This window comes from Paenibacillus sp. FSL L8-0644 (assembly GCF_038008165.1).
GTDB classification, from domain to species: domain Bacteria; phylum Bacillota; class Bacilli; order Paenibacillales; family Paenibacillaceae; genus Paenibacillus; species Paenibacillus polymyxa_D.
Genome location: NZ_JBBOYN010000001.1, coordinates 4,707,349 through 4,732,741, shown reverse-complemented (window position 1 = coordinate 4,732,741; position 25,393 = coordinate 4,707,349). Strand labels below are relative to the sequence as shown.

General features: G+C 52.3%; 12 protein-coding genes and 1 pseudogene. 9 read left to right on the top strand and 4 right to left on the bottom strand.

From position 1 onward, the window contains the following. Positions 1-193 precede the first annotated feature (193 nt). Positions 194-453: pseudogene (locus NSS94_RS21460) on the bottom strand (Tn3 family transposase); the annotation flags it as partial. Positions 454-591: 138 nt separating this feature from the next. Then, positions 592-1,410: an SPL family radical SAM protein gene (locus NSS94_RS21455; protein WP_341040087.1), complete on the bottom strand. Its 819-nt coding sequence runs from the start codon at positions 1,408-1,410 to the stop codon at positions 592-594. Positions 1,411-1,625: 215 nt separating this feature from the next. Between NSS94_RS21455 and NSS94_RS21450 the strand changes: the two genes are divergently transcribed. The 4 genes from NSS94_RS21450 to NSS94_RS26280 all read left to right on the top strand — a co-directional run bounded on the left by NSS94_RS21450 (position 1,626) and on the right by NSS94_RS26280 (position 4,226). Further along, positions 1,626-2,459 (top strand): AAA family ATPase, encoded by an 834-nt coding sequence (locus NSS94_RS21450; protein ID WP_029516805.1) that lies wholly within the window; start codon positions 1,626-1,628, stop codon positions 2,457-2,459. A gap of 47 nt (positions 2,460-2,506) precedes the next feature. After that, positions 2,507-2,854 (top strand): MmcQ/YjbR family DNA-binding protein, encoded by a 348-nt coding sequence (locus tag NSS94_RS21445; protein WP_029516804.1) that lies wholly within the window; start codon positions 2,507-2,509, stop codon positions 2,852-2,854. A 74-nt stretch (positions 2,855-2,928) separates the two neighbouring features. Further along, on the top strand, positions 2,929-3,354 hold the full coding sequence (locus tag NSS94_RS21440; protein WP_104497168.1) for a MaoC family dehydratase: 426 nt from the start codon (positions 2,929-2,931) through the stop codon (positions 3,352-3,354). A gap of 701 nt (positions 3,355-4,055) precedes the next feature. Then, positions 4,056-4,226: a helix-turn-helix transcriptional regulator gene (locus tag NSS94_RS26280; RefSeq protein ID WP_081317611.1), complete on the top strand. Its 171-nt coding sequence runs from the start codon at positions 4,056-4,058 to the stop codon at positions 4,224-4,226. Here the strand turns inward: NSS94_RS26280 and NSS94_RS21435 are convergent. Then, positions 4,162-4,440: a helix-turn-helix domain-containing protein gene (locus tag NSS94_RS21435; RefSeq protein ID WP_341040086.1), complete on the bottom strand. Its 279-nt coding sequence runs from the start codon at positions 4,438-4,440 to the stop codon at positions 4,162-4,164. The genes NSS94_RS26280 and NSS94_RS21435 overlap by 65 nt on opposite strands. A gap of 643 nt (positions 4,441-5,083) precedes the next feature. On the opposite strand from NSS94_RS21435, the gene NSS94_RS21430 reads away from it, so the two are divergent. Beyond that, positions 5,084-5,434, top strand: coding sequence for a TnsA endonuclease N-terminal domain-containing protein (locus tag NSS94_RS21430; protein WP_341040084.1), 351 nt, complete (start codon positions 5,084-5,086; stop codon positions 5,432-5,434). A gap of 333 nt (positions 5,435-5,767) precedes the next feature. Here NSS94_RS21430 and NSS94_RS21425 read toward each other — a convergent pair whose 3' ends face one another. Further along, positions 5,768-5,998, bottom strand: a complete 231-nt coding sequence (locus tag NSS94_RS21425; protein ID WP_340956976.1) for a hypothetical protein — start codon at positions 5,996-5,998, stop codon at positions 5,768-5,770. 509 nt (positions 5,999-6,507) lie between these two features. Between NSS94_RS21425 and NSS94_RS21420 the strand changes: the two genes are divergently transcribed. The 4 genes from NSS94_RS21420 to NSS94_RS21405 all read left to right on the top strand — a co-directional run bounded on the left by NSS94_RS21420 (position 6,508) and on the right by NSS94_RS21405 (position 25,219). Then, a complete protein-coding gene (locus NSS94_RS21420; protein ID WP_341040082.1) occupies positions 6,508-18,207 on the top strand; it encodes an amino acid adenylation domain-containing protein in 11,700 nt (3,899 codons plus the stop codon). A gap of 154 nt (positions 18,208-18,361) precedes the next feature. Further along, on the top strand, positions 18,362-21,670 hold the full coding sequence (locus NSS94_RS21415; RefSeq protein ID WP_341040081.1) for a non-ribosomal peptide synthetase: 3,309 nt from the start codon (positions 18,362-18,364) through the stop codon (positions 21,668-21,670). After that, on the top strand, positions 21,660-23,489 hold the full coding sequence (locus NSS94_RS21410; protein ID WP_318628467.1) for an ABC transporter ATP-binding protein: 1,830 nt from the start codon (positions 21,660-21,662) through the stop codon (positions 23,487-23,489). Before NSS94_RS21415 ends, NSS94_RS21410 begins: the two co-directional genes overlap by 11 nt. Next, positions 23,486-25,219 (top strand): ABC transporter ATP-binding protein, encoded by a 1,734-nt coding sequence (locus tag NSS94_RS21405; protein WP_341040078.1) that lies wholly within the window; start codon positions 23,486-23,488, stop codon positions 25,217-25,219. Before NSS94_RS21410 ends, NSS94_RS21405 begins: the two co-directional genes overlap by 4 nt. Positions 25,220-25,393 lie beyond the last annotated feature (174 nt).

The following is a 25,393-nucleotide window of genomic DNA, read 5'->3' as shown; positions in this document are numbered from 1 at the left end:
ACTTTATTGTTTCTTACTCAACTATGCGATAAGGAAAACCGTTGATCTAACAACGTCGCCTGAACACAACTTTATTGTCTACAGACAGTATCATCGGGCTTTTTATTAAATACAGAGGGTGACTGCTTAGGTTTCAATCAGAGCGAATATGAATTGCATAACAAGTCAAAAGCTTTTGAATCCTTTCCTGTTAGCGAAATCTGAGCAAATTCATTAAACCAAAGACTTAATCGGTGAACCGGCTGTATCCGTATAATGCACCTCGATGGCCAAGTCCGTTTCATGGTGGAGCAAACCGTCGATGACGTGTACGGCATCCCGAGTGTTCGTATTGATGACTTTCGTGTAGAAAATGGAAAATTAGTTGCTCACGAACCGATAAATCGTAGCTCTTTTTCCCGTCCCGTAATGGGGATTCGCATCACCGTGAAGCGTCGAAACTCCAATATGGACCTAAATTCCATCAATTGCATTATTTCACATACAAAAAAGAGCAGCCAGTTTAGTTGCTCTTTTTGTATGTTAAACATATTGAGTTTTCATCAATTGAATCTCCTAATAGAGAATATTACTGTCCCATTTCCTTGTAGATTAATCAATTGTACATATTTTCCCCTTTAGAGGATACTCTCTACTAGAAGATAAGAATATAATCTTTTCGTCAAAATATTTATTAAAATAGTTGTTCGTTTTAAAATGAATATCAGGCTGATACCATTTAGAAAACCCATTTCGCTGAAACAACAAGGGCATACCCAATTGCTCGGATCGCTTCCCCTTTAAACCATCTCCAATGTTCAGCGAATCAATATATATTCGATCAACAATCCCCTGTAATCTTTTGGGGAAATCTGGCGTGAAGGATAAAAGAGGAGAAATGGATGCCTGTGTAGCAATTCCTGCTGCATGGACATTTCTAAGAGCCTTTATGCGCTGGTTGATCCCTGGAGCTAAAGGTGCAAAAAGTCGCTTTACATCTTCTCGGTCTGTTTCAATAGTCATAGAAACTAATAACTCACAACGTTGTTGCAATTCTAATAGTATATCGAGGTCTCTAACCACCAGAGGACTTCTTGTTTGGATTTGAAGGAAATCTGGTGGAGATTCAATCATCTCCGTTAATATTTTTCTTGTGATCTCAACCTTACGCTCCATGGGTTGGTATGGATCTGTAGCAGTAGACATGAATATATTGATAGGTTTATTTCTTCGGCGAAGACTATTAATTTCTTTACTGTAGTTTTCAACTGCGTTAAGTTTAATATCAATCCATTCTCCCCAAGGAATATCTTTATATTTTTGAATGGGCATTTCTCTAACATAGCAATAACTACATCCAAAAGCACAACCACTGTAAGGATTCAAAGAGTGAGTAAATCCAACAGTAGATGCTCCTTTGGTTTCGCTCAAAATTTTTTTGTCATCGTATTATCAATCTGCATGTTAGATACCCCTTCATTTTAAATATTTACATAAATGAAATTCCGAATGAACAGAAACTCCTTCCACCAGTTCAACTGATAAAGGGAGTTTAATTAATTATAGTAAGAGGTGTGTGTATTTAGAACGCATCAAGACCCGATATAATCCCAGGATGACGGACAAAAGACCAATGGGAATGTACTGTGCGCCATTCGCCATTAATTAAACGAAAAACTTCAGCATTAGCGAACCCAAAAGGGTTTAATAATCAATCAATCGAGATCGAAGACGGCCTTTTATCAGCGATTGCTGAATATTGCGATGGAGATGCCAGAGTAGCTTTAAACACACTAGAAATGGCTGTATTACACGGGAAAAAATCAGATGGAGCCATTGTAGTGAATAAAAATGGTTTAGTACAAATGTTAAATCGCAAGTCATTATTATATGACAAAAATGGTGAGGAACATTATAACATCATATCTGCTTTGCATAAGTCGATGAGAAATAGTGATGTTAATGCTGCAATTTACTGGTTATCGCGCATGTTGGAGTCCGGAGAAGATCCATTATTTATTGCTCGAAGATTGGTCAGATTTGCAAGTGAAGACGTTGGTTTAGCAGATAACCGAGCTTTGGAGATAGCAGTAGCTGTTTTCCAGGCTTGTCAGTTCATTGGTATGCCAGAGTGCGATGTACATCTAACCCAAGCTGTCATTTATCTCACCTTGGCCCCGAAGTCCAACGCAGCTTATTTGGCCTATAGAGCTGCCAAAAAAGACGCCTTGCATTCCGTAAATGAACCTGTTCCCTTACAGTTACGAAATGCTCCGACTAAATTGATGAAAGAACTGAATTACGGGAAAGGTTATAAATATGCCCATGATACTCAAGAAAAATTAACAATGATGCAGACCATGCCAGATTCTCTCATTGGACGGGAATATTACCACCCCACTATACAAGGATCTGAAATGAAATTTAAACAACGGATGGAAGAAATTTCAGCATGGTATGCAAGCCACAAAGAAACCTAATTGCGTTTAATGAATAGATGATCCAATAGAAATCGAGGTAATTCGTCATGACAATAGAAGAAATTATGGAGCATTGCTTATCATACCCAAGTTCATATGAAGATCACCCTTTTGGTGACGGATGGACTGCGATGAGACATCAAGGGAACAAAAAAATTTTTGCCTTGATATACAATCATGATGAGCATCTTTGCGTCAACCTAAAATGCAACCCTGATCATGCTGATTTTTTGCGAAAAGCGTTTGAAGAGGTAAAGCCTGGTTATCACATGAACAAGGAACATTGGAATACAGTAATATTAGATGGTGATCTACCAGAAGATGAAATTCACGATATGGTGCATCATAGCTTCGAATTGACCAAGCCAAAAAGCTCCAAAAAACATACTAGCTAGAGAATAAATTTCTTATTGACAATTAAATTTTGCGGAAGTCATTATGTAAAAGTATCCGTTTCGAGAGGTGTAATATGAAGTTTAATGAATTCTTTGTAGGGCAGCGGTTCGAGACTGATTCTATAAAAGTAACCAAAGAAAAAATTATGGAATTCGCATCTGAATTTGACCCTCAGTACATGCATTTGGATGAGAAGAAAACTCAGGAAGGCATGTTTGGAGGAATTATAGCTTCAGGAATCCAAACATTAGCCCTAACATTTAAACTATGGGTAGAGTGTGGTTTATACGGTGAAGATGTAGTGGCTGGTACTGCTATGGACAATATCCGATTTATAAAACCTGTATACCCTGATGATGAGTTACATGTAGTTGTTGAAGTCATTAATCTAGAAGATAACCGAAAGAATACAGGAATTGTAACTGTGAATTTATCTACTTTTAATCATACGACTCAAAAAATTTTTGAAGGGGATCTTTCTGTAATAATAAAAAAATAACGTATCTTTAAACAAATGAAATTGACGGGATATCCCTCATTCACGTATTCCAAAGCGGGGAGAAAACATATCCTATCGTCAGCGCAAAGGAATGCACAAAAGATAATTGTGTCCGTTCAGAGAATGGCTCCTGCAGATGCAGGAGCGGTTTTTGTCTGCAATAACATTCAGTTGGCTGCATCATTGACACAGACCAGCACCGGGAAAATCCAGTGATCTTCTGTTGTGGGAAGCAAAATTTAAGGAACTCCTGTATGAGAAGATATATCCTTTGAGACATGAAAGAAATTTCATGTGCCACCTTTACTGGATAGAAAAAGAGCTTAAAAAATACGAAGATCCAGGTTTAGAACTTCTATTAGAAAAATTGTATTCTGAAGAGATATTAGAAAATATAAAAATGGACGCACATTTTAATATAAAATGAAATTAAAATAAGTACTTAAATAATATTATTAGTACTATTTTTTTAATGAATTAATTAAAAATACTGGACTTCAGTACACAACTTTATTGTATGTACACAAATGTCTGGTGATAAAAAAGTCTTGAACCAGTAAAAAAAGTCTGGAACTGGTCATTTTACAAACATCAAGAAAGATCCCGATGATATATCGGGATCTTTTTAGCTTAGGAGGGCAATTATGTCTACAATAGGCCAACGAATTCGAACTATTAGAAAAACAAACAACTTAAATTAAATAAAGTTTGCAAGTATAATTGGAATTTCTCAAGGAACGTTGAGTGAGCTGGAGCAAGATAAATATAGACCCTCTCTTGATTTAATTATAGCAATTAAGGAAAGCTTCAATTCCCATATAGAATGGTTAATCTTTGGAGATACACCTGTATCAATTGAGCCCACACAGTAGGGAACGTCATTCGATTAGCAATACAAAGTAAATAATCAGTTGTAACGTCAAAAACCTTTGCTAAAGATATTAAATGATTAATTTTAGGCTGTGCTACGTTTCGCTCCCAATTAGAAACAACCTGTTTAGTTACCCCGATTTTATTAGAAATTTCCTTTTGTATCCATTCATGGAGTAGTCTCGAATTTTTACATCGCTGTTCCAAAGTATTCATGAATTCATCTCTATTGAGAAAATCAAATAGCTTTTACCCGACCCATCTGCTTACTAATTATACTTACTTATAGCCCATATTATAGCTTATTCATACCCTACTGTACCCTACGAGTAGCCTATGAATAGGCTACGAAGTAAAATATAGCTAAAAAATATTACTTTGCTATTGTATAAAGCTGTGAGTTGTTATATTCTACATTTGTATTTTGAAGTAAAACTAAAATATATCTTAGGAGTAGAAAAAGATAACTGAACTTTACTCTGATTTAGTAGTTCTAAAAAGAAGGTGAATAATGAGCAAAATTCGATCAAGTAACTCTATAGCATCTATTCAACGGAAAATCAAAGAAGGAAGAGGTCAAGGCCACTTTTCGGAATATAAACCTTGGTTGACGGTACATGATGTACCTTCAATAGGGATAGTTACTCGAATTCTTGGTTGGAAAAGTGGTCGACTTCACCATTATCTGTCTGAACACTTTGAATTGGCACATCATTGCCAAATGGAAGTGGTCAGAGCAAGTGATTGATATTCGCGAACAATTTCCTTTATTACCCCTAGATAAAACCCTCTATATTGCATAAAAGTTAAACATCCAACTGACCCCAAGAATAAGCTTCCCATCATTATGACTACAGATATGTTACTTACAGTAAAACAAGAAAAAAGTATAAAATTTATTGCACATTCTATCAAACCTTTTAACAAGTTGACAAAACGAGTTGTAGAGAAATTACAGATTGAAAAAGAGTTCTTTAAAGACCAAAAGATAGAGTGGGCACTTATTACGGAAAGGCAGATAAACTACAATTTATTCAGGAATGTCGAATGGCTTCATAATGCTAAAAACAACGATAAGTTGTCAAATCACCATATAAATAGTCTCGAAGATAATCTCTATTATGCTATTCAACAAAGTGAAAAACCATTTGCGAAAGTTACAAGAGAACAAGATGAATTATTTGGTTTACCAAGTGGGTACTGGATATGACTCATCTAATACAGCCTACTCTACAATCCATGATTATTTTAGAAAATAGACGCAAGCGCAAGGATTCGGAGCACCAGCAGAGAATGTATACAGGGAAGATCTCCCAAATTGGCCGGCACCCCGCCTCAGTGTCGACACGCGTCGAATTCCCCGATTGATGGCAAGCCATTCCCAGTGTTTCTTCTCCATTCGCTCTTTTTAGGCAAAATATTAACACTTTATGTTGGGAAGACCCAATTTAACTAAAGTTTTACTATACATTATTGGAAATTTTGATATAATTCTACCTAGGTCAACCTTCCAATTATGATAGAAAATAGAATTGGATGGTTTTTATACCTGTCCAAGCTGTGCCGCGAGAGACCAGTCCACTGGCAACCCAGCAAGCTGGCATGCGGAGACCGACAATTGTGGAAAATGACAGTCGAGAATATGTTGCTCCATGACGTCAGAAGGTTCAGAAAGGATGAAGCCAACCTTATCCCAATTCCGATGGAAGATGAAGCGCGTGAGCATTTTTGAAAAGCTGGAATTCACCGCCAATCCAAGGGCTGTCCCGTTCATGCCATACGGAGCATTCTTTGAGCCTCATGCAGCACCATCGTCACATCTAATCGTCAGGAAAAGCTCACTACCCCGCAGCCGGATCTTTACTTATCCACACCAGGCGGGGGAATACACAAATCGTACATAGAGTGTATCAATATCCTTAAACATAGGCTTCGACAAAGGCAGCTCGGGTGCCGAATCCGGAGGTACGGCCGACTTTGTGCTGGCCGGCCGGAACCCTACAGCAAGTCTTACATCGATGGGAGGAACATCCCTTGTCCACCCCCAAATCCAATTCCGAACCCAATGTTAAACCAAAGCCCGTCTTCGGGCGGCTCGTCCGCAGCAAGCATATTGAAGCAGAGGAGCCGGAAGCAGCCGCATCTCTTGCGTAGAACAATGCTCTTTGTTGTCTTTCACGCATGGGAGCCGAGCGGGACAGCTGCTAGGCAGAGGATTGCCGCATGCGATCAACCGGGCAAGCGAAGCGGTGACCTGGCGAAAGCCATTGACATTGTTGTCACATGTTTGAAAAGGCGGGGAGCGAGGCTGGAGCGTTGCTGCGGCATATGCTCCGCCGGATTGCTTTTGCCGATGAAGAGAGGGGAACGATCCAGATGGCTTTTGAAAAAGAAACGTTGTTTTGGAACGAAAAATTCGGTAGCGAAGATTATACCTTGACGCGGCTGCCTTACAGCAAAGCTCCAAGCTCCCTGGCGCCCATTATGACAACCGTCGGCGGTTCGCTTTCGGAGGAAGTGGCGCAGCGCGTCCTTCAAATGAGCAAGGGGGCTCCACTGGCCACTTTTATGATTTTGCTCGCCGGTGTTCAGTCGCTCTTGCATAAATATACAGGCGCTTCTGACATTCTGGTCGGCATGCCAGTTGTACGGAAACCGACGGAGACGCGCCGATCCGTTAATCATACGGTCATTTTGAAAAACTCGCTTTCGGTGGGTGCGACTTTTAAAACGCTTCTGAGCGAGCTGAGGACTTCCTTGCCGGAAGCGATTCAGCACCAACATATTCCGTTCTTGAAAATGGCGGAGAAGCTGGACCTGCAATATGCAGACGGGATACCCGTCATCCATACGCTAGTATCCCTTAAGGAGCTGCATCTGGACGAAATCGGGCAAAACGTGGTCACGGATTGTTCCTTTGAATTCAGCTTAACCGGCGGGACGATACAGCTAGCGCTGTCATATAACGAGCACTTATATGACTCCGAGTTCATGACTCGGGTCGTAGGCCATCTGAATCGCCTGCTGGCCGTGGGGCTTCACGAGTTGGAGCTGGACATCGTGCGGGCGGACATGCTGTCGGAGGACGAGAAATTTCAATTGCTGCAAAGCTTTAACGATACCGAGAAGGACTATCCCCGTGATCGGACGATTCATCAGCTCGTGGAGGAGCAGGCGAAGCGGGTGCCCGAAGCGACGGCGGTTGTCTTTGAGGGGCGGCGGCTTTCGTACGCGGAGCTGAATGAACGGGCGAACCGGCTGGCGCGGACGCTGCGATCGGTCGGCGTGCTGCCCAATCAGCTGGTAGGCTTGATGGCCAGGAGATCGCTGGAGACGGTCGTTGGCATTCTGGCGGTTCTGAAAGCTGGCGGTGCCTACGTGCCGATCGACCCGGAATACCCGGAAGAACGCATCCGCTACATTCTGGAGAACTCGAACGCGCAGTTGCTGCTGACTCAAAGGGAGCTGCTGCTGCAGGTGCCGTTCGAAGGGACCGTGGTGGCGCTGGATGACGAGCAGGCCTACAGCGACGATGGCTCGAACCTGGAGCCGGCCAGCGGTCCGAACGATCTGGCTTATGTCATCTATACATCAGGTACGACGGGCAAACCCAAAGGGGTCATGCTGGAGCATCGCGGGCTGGTCAGCCTGAAACTGACGTTTGCCCATACGCTTCACACGACCGAACAGGATCGAGTGCTGCAATTCGCCAGCCTATCGTTCGATGCGTCGTGCTGGGAGATGTTCAACGCCCTGTATTTCGGGGCGACCTTATATATACCGTCAACCGAGACGGTTTTGGATGATCAGCTGTTCGAACGTTTCATGAACGAGCATGCAATTACGATCGCCACTTTGCCGCCAACTTATGCGGCTTATTTGAATTCAGACCGCCTGCCGAGTCTGAGCAGGCTCATCACGGCGGGCTCCGCCGTTTCAGCAGAATTCGTGCAGCAGTGGAAAGACAAGGTACAGTACTATAACGCGTACGGTCCGACGGAAGCCTCGATCGCCACATCCGTGTGGGCGGCGTCTACGTATGACACCGAACGCAGAGCGATACCGATCGGACGTCCGATCTGGAACCATCGCTTGTATATACTGGGCGCACAGAATCAGCTAGCGCCTATCGGAGTGGAGGGAGAATTATGCATCGCGGGCGTCGGCCTCGCCCGGGGATATTGGAACCGGCCGGATCTGACGGCGGAGAAATTCATCGAACACCCGTTTGAGCCCGGAGAGAGACTGTACCGGACGGGCGACTTGGCCCGCTGGCTGCCGGACGGAAATATTGAGTACTTGGGCCGGATTGACCATCAGGTGAAAATCCGTGGATTCCGGATCGAGATCGGCGAGATTGAAGAGCAGCTTCTGAAGATCGACTCCGTGCAGGAGACGATCGTAATCGCGCGGGAAGGCAAAAGCGGGCAAGAACTGTGCGCTTACCTGGTCGCGGGCCGCCCGCTTACGCTCGGCGAGCTGAGAAGCGAGCTGGCGCAAAAGTTGCCGAATTACATGATTCCGGCGCATTTTGTTCAGCTTCCGCGGATGCCGCTCACGCCGAACGACAAAATCGACCGCAAGGCTTTGCCCGCCCCGGAAGGAAACGCACTGACCGGCGGCGCGTACGTAGCTCCCCGCAATGAAGCGGAGCGGACGCTTGCCGATGTGTGGCAGGCGGTATTGAACGCCGATCGCGTTGGGGTAACGGATCATTTCTTCGAGCTGGGCGGAGACTCGATCAAGTCCATTCAAGTATCTTCGCGGCTTCATCAAGCCGGGTACAAGCTGGAAATCCGGGATTTGTTCAAATATCCGACTATCTCACAGCTCAGCCTGCATGTGAAACCGATCGGACGTACCATCGATCAAGGTGAAATAACGGGTGAAACGGAGCTGACACCGATTCAGCATTGGTTTTTCGGGAGCTCCTTTGCGGACCCGCATCATTTCAACCAGTCGGTGATGCTGTACCGGAAGGAACGCTTCGACGAAGAGACGGTGCGTCAGGTGCTGCAAAAGCTGGCCGAGCATCATGACGCCTTGCGGATGGTGTTCCGCAAGACGGAACAAGGGTTTAGCGCGCGGACCCGCGCGATTCAGGAAGGCGGGCTGTTCACGCTGGACGTGTTGGACTTCAAGGATGCGGAGAATACCGCGCAGGCTGTGGAAGCGAAGGCAACGGACATTCAAGCGGGCATCGATCTGGAGAACGGGCCCCTCGTGAAGGCGGGACTGTTCCGGTGCGCGGACGGCGATCATTTGCTGCTCGCGGTTCATCATGCCGTGGTGGACGGCGTGTCTTGGCGCATTTTGATGGAGGATTTCGCTCTGGGTTACGAGCAGGCCGGCAAAAGCGAGGAAATTCGTTTCCCGGCCAAAACGGATGCGTACCGCACTTGGTCCGAGCAGCTGGCCGCTTACGCGCAAAGCCCGGAGATGGCGAAGGAACGGGCCTATTGGCAGGCTGTGGAACAAATTGCGGTTCCGGCCGTGCCGAAGGATCTGGAGGCGGACGTTACGACGCAGCAGGACAGCGAATCGCTGTTCGTGCGTTTGACTCCCGAAGAAACGGAGCTGCTGCTGAAGCGGGTTCACCGGGCCTACAACACCGAAATGAACGATATTTTGGTAACGGCGCTCGGCATAGCCGTTCGCAAGTGGACGGGACACGAACGGGTGCGGATCAATCTCGAAGGACACGGACGCGAATCGATCGGAACGGATATCGACATCACGCGCACAGTCGGCTGGTTTACGACCAAGTTTCCGGTCGTCCTAGAGCCGGAAACCGACCGGGATTTGGCCTATCAGATTAAACAGGTCAAGGAAAGTTTGCGCCGCATTCCGAACAAAGGGCTTGGGTACGGCATATGCCGCTATCTCTCCAAATCGGAGGATGGCTTTGTTTGGGGCGCAGAGCCGGAAATTAATTTTAATTACCTCGGCCAGTTCGACGATGATGTCAACCAGGACGAGATCGGTATATCTTCTTATTCCAGCGGCAGCCCGACCAGCGACCGGCAGGCCCGCAGCTTTGTGCTGGATATCAACGGCATGGTGCTGGACGGCGCTTTATCGCTTGATCTTAGCTACAGCCGGAAGCAGTATCACAAGGTAACGATGGAAGCCTTCGCTCAGCGGCTTGAGCAAAGTCTACGAGAGCTCATTATCCACTGCGCAGGCAAAGAAAATACCGAATTGACGCCTAGCGACGTGCAATTTAAAGGCTTGACCATCGCCGAACTAGAGCAAATCGCCCAGCGCTCGGGCCATCTCGGGGAAATCGAAAATATTTACTCGCTTACGCCGATGCAGAAGGGCATGTGGTTCCACAGCGCGCTTGACCGGCAAACGGCCGCTTACTTCGAGCAGACGCGATTTACGATGAGGGGAGTACTCGACGTCCAGCTTTTCGAGAGGAGCTGGACGGAACTTGCGAAACGTCATTTGGTGCTGCGGGCGAATTTTGTGCAAGGACCGGCGGGCGAGCCGCTGCAAATCATATACCGCGACAAGCCGGTCGGCTTTGAATATGAAGAGCTGCTTCATTTGCAGGCGGACGAGAAACAAGCGTATTTGGATAAAAAGGCCGAGGATGACAAACTTCGCGGCTTCGACATGGAACATGACGCGCTCGTTCGGGTTACGATCCTGCGCACCGAAGAGCAAAGCTATCATGTGCTGTGGAGTTTCCAGCATATTTTGATGGACGGCTGGTGCCTGCCGCAGCTGACGCAGGAGCTGTTTGAGACGTACTCGGCCTTGGCATCCGGCAAGCAGCCAGCGGGAGATAAGGGATCGGATTATGGCGCTTACATCGAATGGTTGGAGAAACAGGACGATCAGGCGGCATCCGGCTATTGGACGGCATTCCTGGCAGGTTATGAAGGGCAAACCGTACTCCCGGGACAAAAGGAACCGGCGCCGAACGGCAGATTTACGGCTGATCACGTCACCGCCGAGCTGGGCAAGGACTTGAGCGAGCGGATGGACCGGGTGGCGAAACAGCGCCTGGTTACGGTCAATACGCTGCTGCAAGCCGCTTGGGGCGTTATGCTGCAAAAATATAACGGAACAAACGATGCCGTATTCGGCAGCGTCGTGGCCGGAAGACCGGCGGAAATCCCGGGTATCGAGTCCATGATCGGGCTGTTCATCAATACGGTGCCGGTCCGCGTCACGAGCGAAGCGGACACCGTGTTCGCCGACCTGATGGCGAAGCTCCAAGAGTGGGCGCTGGAGTCCGGGCGTTATGATTACTATCCGTTGTATGAAATTCAAGCCCGCAGCGTGCAAAAGCAGAACCTGATCAACCATATCATCGCTTTCGAGAACTATCCGGTGGACGAGCAGATGGAGCAGGCGGGCGACCAGCAGCACGGCGACCTGACGATCGCTGACGTTCAGATGGAGGAGCAGACGAACTATAACTTCAACGTGACCGTGGTGCCGGGAGTCGAAATCGAAATCCGGTTTGACTTTAACGCCGAAGTGTTCGATAAAGACAGCATCGAGCGGCTCAAGGGGCATCTCGTCCATCTGCTGGAGCAGGTGACGGATAACCCGGAAATTACAGTGGGCGAGCTGGAACTTGTGACGGAGGCGGAAAAGGCCGACCTTCTCGGACGTTTTAACGACACCACCACGGAATTTCCGCGCGAGAAGACGCTCGTTCAATTGTTCGAAGAACAGGCGGAGCTTTACCCGGACAACGTGGCCGCCGTCATGAACGAGCGACAGCTGGCTTACCGCGAGCTGAACGAGCGATCCAACCGCCTTGCGCGGAAGCTGCGGGAGACGGGAGTAGAAGCGGACCAACTGGTAGCGATTCTGGCCGAACGCTCGCTCGATATGGTCGTTGGCATTCTGGCGATTCTCAAAGCGGGCGGAGCCTACGTGCCTGTCGATCCGGACTACCCGGAGGAGCGCATCCGCTTCATGATCGAGGATTCGGGCGCGCCGTTATTGCTGATTCAAAAGCATCTGCACGAGAAGACCGACTTCGCAGGAACGCGCCTCGAATTGGACGATTTCGTTTGGGGCGACAGAGGGGCGGACTCCGAAGGTGCGTTGGACGCTTCGAACCTGGAGCCAATTTCCGGGCCGGGCAACCTGGCATATGTCATCTACACGTCGGGAACGACCGGCAGACCGAAAGGAACGCTGATCGAGCATAAGAACGTCGTGCGCCTCCTGTTCAACGACAAGAACCTGTTCGACTTTGGGCCGTCCGACACGTGGACGCTGTTCCACTCGTTCTGCTTCGATTTCTCTGTCTGGGAAATGTACGGAGCGCTGCTGAACGGAGGCAAGCTGGTCATCGTACCGCCGCTGACGGCGAAAAATCCGGCCGATTTCCTGGCGCTGCTGGGCCGCGAACAGGTCACGATTTTGAACCAGACGCCAACGTACTTCTACCAGCTGCTGCGTAAGGTCTTGGCGGACCATCCGTACGATCTGCGGATTCGCAACGTCATCTTTGGGGGCGAAGCGCTGAGTCCGCTGCTGCTCAAGGGCTTCAAGACGAAGTACCCGGAGACGAAGCTGATCAATATGTACGGCATTACCGAGACGACGGTTCACGTGACATATAAGGAAATCACGTGGGTCGAAATGGAGGCGGCGAAGAGTAATATCGGCAAGCCGATCCCGACGCTGAGGGTGTACATCCTTGATGAGAACCGCCGCCCTGTGCCGATTGGCGTAGCGGGCGAAATGTACGTGGCCGGGGAAGGCCTTGCGAGAGGATACCTGAACCGTCCGGATCTGACGGCGGAGAAGTTCGTCGATTCCCCGTTTGCGGAGGGGGAGAAACTGTACCGCTCGGGTGACTTGGCGGCTTGGCTGCCGGACGGCAACATCGAATACCTGGGCCGGATCGACCACCAGGTGAAAATCCGCGGGTACCGGATCGAGCTGGACGAAATCGAGACGCAGCTGCTGAACGTCGAGGGCGTGGAAGAAGCGGTGGTGCTCGCCCGTCAGGACGGCGAGGGCGAGAAGGCGCTTGTTGCCTACTTTGTGGCGGACCGAACGCTGACGGTCAGCGAAATGAGAACCTCGCTGGCCCAGGGAATGCCGGGGTACATGATCCCGTCGTACTTCGTGCAGTTGGAGCGCATGCCGCTGACGACCAACGGCAAAGTGGACCGCAAAGCGCTGCCGGAGCCGCAAGGCGGCATACAAACGGGCGTCGAATACGTAGCGCCGCGTAACCGGACGGAGTCCCAGCTTGTGAAGATCTGGGAGGAAGTACTGGGCTACTCCGGCATTGGAGTCCTGGACAATTTCTTCGACCTGGGAGGCCATTCCCTGCGGGCGACGACACTGGTGAGCAAGGTGCATCAGGAGCTGAACGTTGAGCTGCCTCTGCGCGACGTATTCCGCTACTCGACGATCGAGGAGATGGCTCTCGCCATCTCCTCGATCGGAGAGCAGTCGTTCTCGTCGATTCCGCTGGCAGGCGCAAGAGCATATTATCCGCTTTCCTCAGCTCAGAAGCGGCTGTTTATCCTGAATCAACTGGAAGGGGCCGATCAGAGCTACAACATGCCGGGCGTGCTGCTGCTGGAAGGATCAATTGACCGGAGCCTCCTGGAGAAGGCTTTCCGCGGACTGATCGCACGGCACGAAACGCTGCGAACCGGCTTTGAGATTGTACAAGGCGAAGCAGTACAGCGCATTTACGAGAGCGTCGACTTTGCCGTCGAGTACCGTCGTGCGAGCGAGGAAGAAGCGCCTGAAGTCGTGCAGGCCTTCATCCGGCCTTTCGACTTGGCGAAGCCTCCGCTGCTGCGGGCGGAGCTCGTAGGGCTGGCAGCCGAACGTTATTTGCTGATGTTCGACATGCACCATATCGTCTCCGACGGGGTTTCGATGGACGTGTTAGTCGAGGAACTCGTTCGTCTGTACGGTGGCGAGTCATTAGAGCCTTTGCGCATTCAATACAAGGACTATGCGGTATGGCAGCAGTCGGACGAGCAAAAAGTGCAGTTGAAACGCGAGGAAGCTTACTGGCTGGACCGTTACCGGGGCGAGCTGCCGGTTCTGGAAATGCCGACGGACTATCCGCGTCCTGCCGTGCAGAGCTTTGAGGGACAAACGCTGACGTCCTTCGTGGACGAGGCAACGAACGAAGGCTTAAAGCAACTGGCGGCCCAAAGAGGAACGACGCTGTATATGGTGCTGCTTGCGGCATATACCGTGCTTTTGCATAAATACACAGGTCAGGACGATTTGGTCGTCGGAACGTCGATTGCGGGCAGAACGCACGGAGACACGCAGCCTTTGATCGGAATGTTCGTCAATACGCTGGCGCTCCGCAATTATCCGGCTTCGGAGAAGACCTTCCTCTCGTATCTGGAAGAAGTGAAAGAAACGACCTTAGGCGCTTACGAGCATCAGAATTATCCGTTCGAAGAGCTCGTCGATAAAGTGCAGGTCAGCCGGGATTTGAGCCGCAACCCGCTGTTTGACACGATGTTCTCCCTGCAAAACTTGGAGGACAAAGAGTTTGGGCTGGAAGGGCTGAAATTGTCCCCGTACCCTAGCGAATACGGCACGGCCAAGTTCGACCTGAGTGTGGATGTTACGGAAGAAAACGGCGGCCTGGAGTGCAGCTTTGAATTCGCAACGGCTCTTTATAAAGAAAGCACGATCCGGCGGCTGTCGACTCATTTCGGACATTTGCTTGCGGCGATCGTAAGCCGTCCGGATGCGAAGATTGCCGAGCTGAACTTGTTGACGGCAGAGGAAAAAGAGCAAATTCTCGGCGCGTTCAACCCGGCGCAGCCGGAAGCGGCTCCTGTGGCGGCGTTCCATCGGCTGTTCGAGGAACAGGCGGAGCGCACACCGGAAGCGGCGGCCGTCGTGTACGAGAACGACCGGCTGACGTATGCGGAGCTGAACGAGCGGGCGAATCGCTTGGCGGCTACGCTGCGCGCAAACGGCATCGGCCGGGAGACGATCGTCGGCATTCTGGCCGAGCGTTCGGTGGACTTGCTGGTGGCCGTGCTGGCCGTCTGGAAAGCGGGCGGGGCGTATGTGCCACTCGACCCGGATTATCCGGCGGAGCGCGTGCGGTTCATGCTTGAAGACAGCGGAGCGAAGGTGCTGCTGACGCAAACGCCGCTGCGAGAGCGTGCTGAAGCTTGGCTCGGCGAAGAGGAGCTGGCGCTGGCGGCGGTGCTGTACCTGGACGACGAAGCGTCGTACAGCGAGGAGCGGACGAATGCCGACAGCTTCCATGAAGCCCGTCCGGAGGATCTGGCGTACGTGATCTATACGTCGGGAACGACGGGCAAGCCGAAGGGCGTGATGATCGAGCACCGCAGCCTGGTGAACACGGCGGCGGGCTACCGGCGGGAATACCGGTTGGATCAGTTCCCGGTGCGGCTGCTGCAGCTCGCAAGCTTCTCGTTCGACGTGTTCGTGGGAGATATCGCGCGGACGCTGTACAACGGAGGCACGATGGTGATTGTGCCGAAGGACGACCGGATCGATCCGTCTCGTCTGCACCACTGGATGGAGCGGGAACGGGTCACCATCTTCGAATCGACGCCGGCGCTGATCGTGCCGTTCCTGGAGTACGTGCACGAGCAGCAACTGGATATGAGCTGGATGGAGCTGTTGATCACGAGCTCGGACAGCTGCGGCGTGGCGGATTATCGCACCTTGCAGGAACGCTTCGGCTCGTTGTTCCGGATCATCAACGCATACGGCGTGACGGAAGCGGCGATCGACTCCAGTTTCTACGACGAGCCGCTGACGAAGCTGCCGCAGACAGGCCATGTGCCGATCGGCAGAGCGTGGCTGAATGCGAAATTCTACATCGTGGATGCGCACCTGAATCCGGTGCCGGTCGGGGTGCTGGGCGAGCTGGTCATCGGCGGAGTCGGAGTGGCGCGCGGGTACTTGAACCGTTCGGAGCTGACAGAAGAGAAGTTCGTAGACAGCCCGTTCGCCGCGGGCGAGCGGCTGTACCGAACGGGAGACTTGGCGCGGTGGATGGAAGACGGCAACGTGGACTTCATCGGCCGGATCGACAACCAGGCGAAAATTCGGGGGTACCGGATCGAGACGGGCGAGATCGAGTCGCAGCTGCTGCGGGTGGAAGGCGTGCGCGAAGCGGTGGTGCTGGTTCGAAGTGACGCGAACGGGCAGAAGGCGCTATGCGCGTATTACACACCGGATACCGGAGCGGAGCTGGCAGTGAACGATCTGCGCGGCGCGCTGGCGCAGGAGCTGCCGGGGTACATGATCCCGTCGTACTTCGTGGAGCTGGAGCGCCTGCCTCTGACGCCGAACGGAAAGATTGACCGGAAGGCGCTACCGGCGCCGGAAGGGGAAGCGGGAAGCGGAACGGAGTACATCGCACCGCGCAATGAGCTGGAAACGAAGCTGGCGGCGATTTGGCAGGAGGTGCTGGGGCTTGCGAAGGAGATTGGCGTTCACGACAACTTCTTCGACATCGGCGGCCACTCCCTGCGGGCGACGACGCTGGCGGGCAAGGTATTTAAGGAATTAAACGTCAACCTGCCGCTGCGCGACGTATTCCGTCACTCGACGATTGCGGCGATGGCCGAGGCGATCGCCCGGATGGAACGGCGGGAGCATGAGGCCATTCCTCAAGCGGAGGAGAGAGAGTACTACCCTCTGTCCTCCGCGCAGAAACGGCTGTTCATTCAGCACACGCTGGATGGAGCGGATCAGCTTTACAACATGCCGGAGCTGGTGCAGGTGGAAGGCGAGTTTGACTTAGACCGGTTGGAAGCCGCCTTGCGGAAATTGATAACACGGCATGAATCGCTGCGCACCGGTTTTGAAATCGTGAAGGCCGAAGCGGTTCAGCGGATTTACCCGCAGGTCGATTTTGCTATCGAGCATCATCAAGCGGATAAAGAGGATGCGGCTCAAATCGAGCAGATCGTCCGCAGCTTCGTTCGTCCGTTTGATCTCGGCAAGCCGCCGCTGCTGCGCGCCGGGGTCATCGAGCTGGAGCCGAACCTGCATATTCTCCTTTTCGACATGCACCATATGGTGTCCGACGGCGTATCGATGGCGATTGTGATCGATGAGTTCTCGAGTTTCTACGCCGGGGAAGAACTGCCGCCACTGCGCATTCAATACAAGGATTATGCCGTTTGGCAGCAGTCGAAGGCCCACCGAGAGCGGATTGGGCGGCAGGAAGCGTACTGGCTGCAAACCTTCGAAGGCGAGTTGCCGACGGCGGACCTGCCGATGGACTACGAACGGTCTGCGGCTCGCAGCTACGAAGGCGCGCATCTGGAGTTCGACGTCGAAGCTTCTCTCTCTGCGCGGCTGCGCGAATTGGCGGCCGAGCGTGAAAGCACGCTGTTCATGGTGCTGCTTGCGGCTTATACCGTGCTGCTGTCCAAGTACAGCGGGCAGGAGGACTTGGTCGTGGGTACCCCGGTGGCGGGAAGAACGAACGCCGATTTGGAACCGGTCATCGGGATGTTTGTCAATACGCTGGCGATCCGCAATCGTCCGTCGGGCGACAAAACGTTCTTGTCCTACCTGGAAGAAGTGAAGGAAACGGCTTTGGGTGCTTTCGAGAACCAGGATTATCCATTCGAGGATCTGGTGGAGCGTTTGAATGTGAAGCGGGAGCCGGGCCGCTTCCCGCTGTTCGATGCCGTTTTCGACTTGCAAAATATCGAAGAACGAGACGCCGAGCTGGAAGGGGTCAGCCTGAAGACTTACGAGCTTGACCATTTGGAAGAAGCGAAGTTCGATCTGACGCTGTTTATGTATGAAAACAACGGGGCGCTGAGCGGGGGCTTCTTCTACGCCACCAAGCTGTTCAAAGAAGCGATGATCCGCACCTTGACCGAGGATTACCTGCGGGTACTGTCTCAAATTGCGGAAAATCCACAACTCGAGTTAAGCCGGATTGAATGTCATAAACCGGCGGCAGGCGCAAAGAGTGCCGTCGATACGATCGAATTCGCGTTCTAATCCTACAAGCGCGCCTCCGCCGTCAAGCGAAAGCGGCGCGCATCCCAAGGAAGACGGCGAACAACGTCCAAGCCCGTAAACGCGCAGGCCGAAAGCATGCTTTTTCGGACCTGCGCCGGGGCATGCGGTCACTTCATTTTTAGGGGAGGTACAAATGAAATCTTTGTTTGAAAAGGAAGAACGGTACTGGAGCGGCAAGTTTGACGCCGATGACAGCCTGAGCTTCCTTCCCTACAGTCAATCCTCCAAATTATACGCCGACGGGGAAGCTGTGGCCGAGCCGGGTTTGCTTCACCGTACTCTGCCGAGCGAACTCTCGGAGAGAATCATTTGCCTCGCCAACGGTTCGGATTTGGCTTTGTACATGATTGTTTTGGCAGGAGTAAAAAGCCTGCTGTTCAAATATACCGGGCGGGACCAAGTGCTGGTCGGCATGCCTTCTTATAGCGCAGACCCCGACGGGACTCCGCCGCCGCATGACATCTTGGTGATCAAGACGTCCGTAAGCCGCCAGACTACGCTGAAAACGCTGCTCGGGGGCATCAAAGCTTCCATCGGCGAGGCGCTGGAGCATCAGCACCTGCCTTTTCGGAAAATGGTGGAGCCGCTCCATCTGGACTATACGGGGGACGGCCTCCCGGTCGTCAACACCGTCGCATCCTTCGCCCCGATTCATCCGGAACCGCTGGGTAACCGGGTGGCGGCCGATACAGTTTTTCGCTTCGACCGTCAAAACCACTCCATTGAGCTGGAAATAAGCTTTGACGGGCAGCGGTACGAGCGGGCATTTGTGGACCAGGCGGCCGACCATCTTGTTCGGCTGCTGTCCGTGCTTATATTTCAGCCGGATCTGGAGCTCGGACAAGCCGATGTGCTGTCCCCAGACGAGAGGGAGACGCTGCTGAAGCGATTTAATGACACCGAAACCGGGTTCGAGCGGGGGAAAACGATTTACGGCTTGTTCGAAGAACAGGCGGAGCTTTACCCGGACAACGTGGCCGCCGTCATGAACGAGCGGCAGCTGACCTACCGCGAGCTGAACGAGCGATCCAACCGCCTTGCGCGGAAGCTGCGAAAGACGGGAGTAGAAGCGGATCAGCTGGTAGCGATTCTGGCCGAACGCTCGCTCGATATGGTCGTCGGCATTCTGGCGATTCTCAAAGCGGGCGGAGCCTACGTGCCTGTCGATCCCGACTACCCGGAGGAGCGCATCCGCTTCATGATTGAGGATTCGGGCGCGCCGTTATTGCTGATTCAGAAGCATCTGCATGAGAAGACCGACTTCGCAGGAACGCGCCTCGAATTGGACGATTTCGTTTGGGGCGACAGTGGGGCGGACTCCGCCGATGCGCTGGACGCTTCGAACCTGGAGCCGATTTCCGGGCCGGGCAACCTGGCATATGTCATCTACACGTCGGGAACGACCGGCAGACCGAAAGGAACGCTGATCGAGCATAAGAACGTCGTGCGCCTCCTGTTCAACGACAAGAACCTGTTCGACTTTGGGCCGTCCGACACGTGGACGCTGTTCCACTCGTTCTGCTTCGATTTCTCTGTCTGGGAAATGTACGGAGCGCTGCTGAACGGAGGCAAGCTGGTCATCGTACCGCCGCTGACGGCGAAAAATCCGGCCGATTTCCTGGCGCTGCTGGGCCGCGAACAGGTCACGATTTTGAACCAGACGCCAACGTACTTCTACCAGCTGCTGCGTAAGGTCTTGGCGGACCATCCGTACGATCTGCGGATTCGCAACGTCATCTTTGGGGGCGAAGCGCTGAGTCCGCTGCTGCTCAAGGGCTTCAAGACGAAGTACCCGGAGACGAAGCTGATCAATATGTACGGCATTACCGAGACGACGGTTCACGTGACATATAAGGAAATCACGTGGGTCGAAATGGAGGCGGCGAAGAGTAATATCGGCAAGCCGATCCCGACGCTGAGGGTGTACATCCTTGATGAAAACCGCCGCCCTGTGCCGATTGGCGTAGCGGGCGAAATGTACGTGGCCGGGGAAGGCCTTGCGAGAGGATACCTGAACCGTCCGGATCTGACGGCGGAGAAGTTCGTCGATTCCCCGTTTGCGGAGGGGGAGAAACTGTACCGCTCGGGTGACTTGGCGGCTTGGCTGCCGGACGGCAACATCGAATACCTGGGCCGGATCGACCACCAGGTGAAAATCCGCGGGTACCGGATCGAGCTGGACGAAATCGAGACGCAGCTGCTGAAGATCGCCGCCGTGCAAGAAGCCAAGGTGCTCGACTGCGACGACGCGAACGGCCATAAGCAACTTGTCGCTTATTACGTCGCAGAAACGAGGCTGGCGGCGAATGAACTCAAAGAGGAGCTCGCCAAGCAGCTTCCGGGTTATATGATTCCTTCGTACCTCGTGCAGCTTTCGCGGATGCCGCTGACCCCGAACGGGAAAATCGACCGCAAAGCGCTGCCCGCGCCGGAGGAAGCCGCGGACGGAGGAACGGAATATGTCGCGCCGAGAACGCTGCTCGAAATGAAGATCGCCCGCGTCTGGCAGGATACGCTTGGCGTTCCGCAGGTCGGCGTAAAGGATAACTTTTTTGAGTTGGGTGGCAATTCGTTAAGTCTGATGAGGCTCGTTCAAGCCGTTTACGATGAAACGGGCATTGAGATACCGCTGAACCGCCAATTCCATCATGTAACCGTTGAGGCCATGGCTTTCGGAGAGGGGGATCAGGGCCTGGATAAAGGGGGAGACTCCTTCATTAAGTTGAATAAAGCAGGAGATCTGAACGTGTTCTGCTTCCCTCCGGGCAGCGGCTTTGGCATCGGTTATCGAGAGCTTGCAAGCAGGCTCGACGGCGGGTTCGTGCTCTACGGCATTGATTTTATCGACGATGCCGTCGATTACGAGGCCATGCTGAACCGTTATGTGGACGAGATCGTCCGCATCCAGCCGGAAGGACCTTACGTGCTGCTCGGCTACTGCTTTGGAGGCAACCTGACGTTCGAGGTAGCCAAAACGATGGAGAAAAGAGGCTATTCCGTAACGGACGTGCTCATGGTGGACTCGTGGATTAAGGACACGCTGACGTCTTCCGAAACGTCGGAGAAAGAGCTTGAAGAAATGCTTGCCGATTTCGACGAAGAAGAGAAGGAATTAATGAGCAACCCGCTCGTGCGGGAGCGGGTTCATCGGAAGGTCAAAGCGACCTTGGCGTACGAAGCGCAGCTTATTAATTCCGGCACGATCCCGGCCCGGATTTACGAACTGATTGCGAAGGACAGCGAAGCGTTCCGCCTGGAGCACCAATTGCCGTCCTGGCGGGGGGCAACGACGCAAGCTTACGCCGATTACCGGCTGGAGGGTGCGCACGAGGAATTGCTGGAACTCGCGCGCGTGGAAGAAACGGCCGTCGTCATCCGGGACATCTTAGAGCAAGTCAAGCGGCAGATCGAAGCGGAGGCCGGGGTACTGCATGGAAGCTGACCGCCAGCCGTCTGTTCTAGAACAAGGCACAGCGGCGCCTTCCAAGCGTCAAACCGCTTACTACGCCGCCTGGAAAGCGTTCCGCTGGTTGATGTCCTATGTAAGCCGTCACAAAGGCTGGATGATCGTCGGTGTCTTGTCCGCGATTGCCGCCGCCGTTATTGAGATATGGACGGGAAGTTTGATCGAGCAGCTGACCACCCAGGCCGAGAAGGGGGCGGGGCCAATCGTTCTGCAAATCGTGTACACGGTCTTTGTGGTCATCTTGATCGGTGTGCCGGCGAAGTTTTTCATGAGCTTCGGCGTGGAGCGAAGCAGCGCCTCTGCGGTGCAGGATATCCGCAACCATGTCATGCGTCATATCGGCAAACTCCCGGTCTCCTATTTGGAAAAGCAGCACTCCGGCGACGTATTGTCGCGGATCAACAACGACCTGCAGCTCATCCAGCAGTTTATGATTCGGGACCTCGCCCAGTGGTTTTATCATCCGCTGTTGTTCATCGGCTGTTTCACTTATTTGATCTACCTCCAATGGGAGCTGATGCTGTACAGCCTGCTGTTATTTCCCGTAGCGCTGCTGGTTTCCCAATGGATCGGCAAGCAGTTGGAGCGGTTGACGGAGGAAGCCCAGGCGAACATGGGCCGAATGAACGTCAACCTCCAGGATACACTTGGAGGTATGCCTATTGTAAAAAGCTACCTGCTATCCGGCATGTTATCTCGCTCCTACCAAGTGCTGCTGCAATTGACGGCTCAAAAAAAGCTGGCCGTGAAAAAGCGGGAAGCCTGGGTCAACCCGCTGCTTTCCACGCTGATGATCAGCCCGATCATTTTCGCCGTCAGTTACGGAAGCTATTTGATCTACAAAGGGCAGCTAGGCGCGGGGGAGCTGATCGCCTTCCTGTACTTGCTGAATCTGTGTCTGGAGCCGCTGGAGCATATTCCCGAGCTCATCACGCGGACGTTCGAAATGGCCGGTGCCCTGAGAAGGGTCTCCGAAATCGTCGAGCAGCCGACCGAAACGGAAAATGGCCGTTCGCTTCCGAAAGCGAGCGCCTCCCCCATCGAGTTTCAGAACGTAACCTTCGGGTATGAGGAGAGATCCCCGATCCTGCGGAATGTTAGCTTCTCTGTGCCGGAAGGGAAGACGATCGCGCTTGTCGGAGCGAGCGGCGGAGGGAAGAGCACAGTGTTTAAGCTTGTATACGGCTTTTATCCGCTTCCGGAGGACCAGGGCGAGATCCGCGTGTTCGGCAGCCTGATCCACGGCGCCGATCCGGAGCAGCTTCGGTCGCATTTTTCCGTGGTAACCCAGGATTCATATTTGTTTAGCGGCACGATCGCTGAAAATATCGGCTACGGGCGGGAAGTAGCGTCGATGGACGAGATTATCGAAGCCGCCAAAGCCGCTCAGGCGCATTCCTTCATTATGCAGCTGCCCGACGGCTACCAGACGTATGTCGGAGAGCGCGGAGGCTTTTTGTCCGGCGGGCAGCGCCAGCGCATTGCAATGGCCCGGGCTTTTCTGAAGGATGCTCCCGTTCTGCTGCTGGACGAGCCAACGTCGGCTCTTGATCCGGAGTCGGAAAGCGCGGTTCAGGAAGCGCTGGGCGTATTGATGAAGCAGAGAACGACGATGGTTATTGCCCACCGGCTTTCTACAGTACAAAACGCCGACGAAATTTGGGTCATGGAACAGGGGAGTATTGTTGAAAAGGGCACTCATGAACAATTGTTGAAGATGAAGGGACTGTACGCCCAGTCGTACTATCAGGAATTTACTGAGTCTGCCGAACGCAGGGAGGTGGCGTACACATGAAAAAGGGCGGATGGCTCTCGCAAGTGAAAGAACTCGGCTACTTGCTGATGTTTATGAACCGCAAGCGCAAAACCCAGTACGCCATTGGCCTGGCCGTGACGGCGCTCACCCAGACATTGTTCCTGATCGCCTTCAGCTTGGTCGTACATAACTTGGTTGATTTCGCCGTGTCCCGGGATACGTCCCTGATGGTGGAAGCCTTTATTATTTTGGGCGCGGTCTTGTTCCTGGAAAATGTGATTTCTCCCTGGTTCATTTACTTAAACCAGCGCAGTGTCGAGCTGACTGTGCTGAATATCCGCGAACGTCTTTATGACAAGCTGTGCCGGGTGCAGCCGAGATTCCTGGAGCAGACGCACCATGGGGACTTGCTGTCGCGGGTGAACAACGACGTAACGACCGTTGAGTTTACATTCTCGCAGGTTTACTTCGTTTTGCTGCTTCAAGTTGTCTTTTGCATCGGCTCCATTGTCTCCATGGTGTTGATCGATTGGCGGTTTGCCGGCGTATCCTTCGTCATTCTGCTGCTGTCCTCCGTGGTCAGCCTGAAATTTGCGCGGGATATTCGCGCCTTGTCCGAACAAGGCTTGCTAACGCTCGGTAAAATGACCGAAAAATTCAAAGATTTTATGGGCGGCATTCAAATTGTGAAGCTGTTCCGCATCCGCACGATTTACGGCCAGTACGAGGCGTTGAACGAACAAATGACGCAGACGCTTCGGCAAACCGCGCAGAAGAATGGCATGCAGGCTGCGGTGAATCATTTTATCAGCTACGTCACGTTCTGCGGCATCATCGTCATCGGCAGTCTTCTTTATGCCTACGGACTGATGGGAATGGGAAGCGTCGCCGCCCTGGCGGTTCTGCAAGTGAATCTGACGCATGCCTTGTTGAACTTGGGGATGGTTCTGTCGATGACCCAAAATTCGCTCGCGGGCGCTCATCGGATTCAAGAGGTACTAAGAGAGGAAGAGGAACCGGAGCGTTTGGGATCTCCTCACAGCGAGCTCGTGTCGGAGGCTGCGGTGGAGTTTCGCGATGTGGAATTTTCCTATCAGGCGGATAAAAAGGTGCTTGTCGACATCTCCATGCAGGTGTTTCCCGGCCAGGTCGCCGCTATCGTGGGGACCAGCGGCAGCGGCAAAAGTACGCTGATCAAGCTGCTGCTCGGCTTTTATCCTGTGGACAGCGGAGAAATCCTGCTCCAAGGCAAACCGTTCGGCCATTACACGCTGGAAGAAATCCGCAGGCAGATTGCATACGTTCCGCAGGAGCCATTCTTGTTTACCGGCACGATTGAGGAAAACATCCGCTACGGCAACCCGGATGCAACGGATGAAGAAGTGATCGAAGCGGCCAAAGCGGCGTACGCTCACCATTTCATTCAGGAACTTCCTGAACAGTATAAAACGCCGGTGGGAGAGAGAGGAGCGTCGTTGTCGGGCGGACAAAGGCAGCGAATTGCGATCGCACGGGCGTTTCTCAAAAATGCCCCGATTCTGCTGCTGGACGAAGCGACTTCCGCGCTGGATAACGAATCCCAGCATTGGGTACAGCAGGCCTTGAACGTATTGATGAAGGGGCGCACCACCATTCTGATCGCCCACCGACTCAGCACCGTGGAACATGCGGATTTGATTACCGTCATGAACCAAGGGACGGTCGTCGAGCGGGGCCGCCATCAGGACCTACTGGCGCTCGGAGGTTTTTACGCCCGGCTGTACGGCTAGATCCGCTTTACGGCGGGCGGCTTCTTGCTCGCGAATGCGACAGAGTCTTTTAGTAATCCAAGGTATGACTTTATAACCGGTAGTTACCAGAAAACGTAGACACGAAAAATGAGGAAGAGTCCGATGGAGCCGTTCCGGGAATGGCCTGCGCGGTTCTTCTAAGAGTGACTAAGT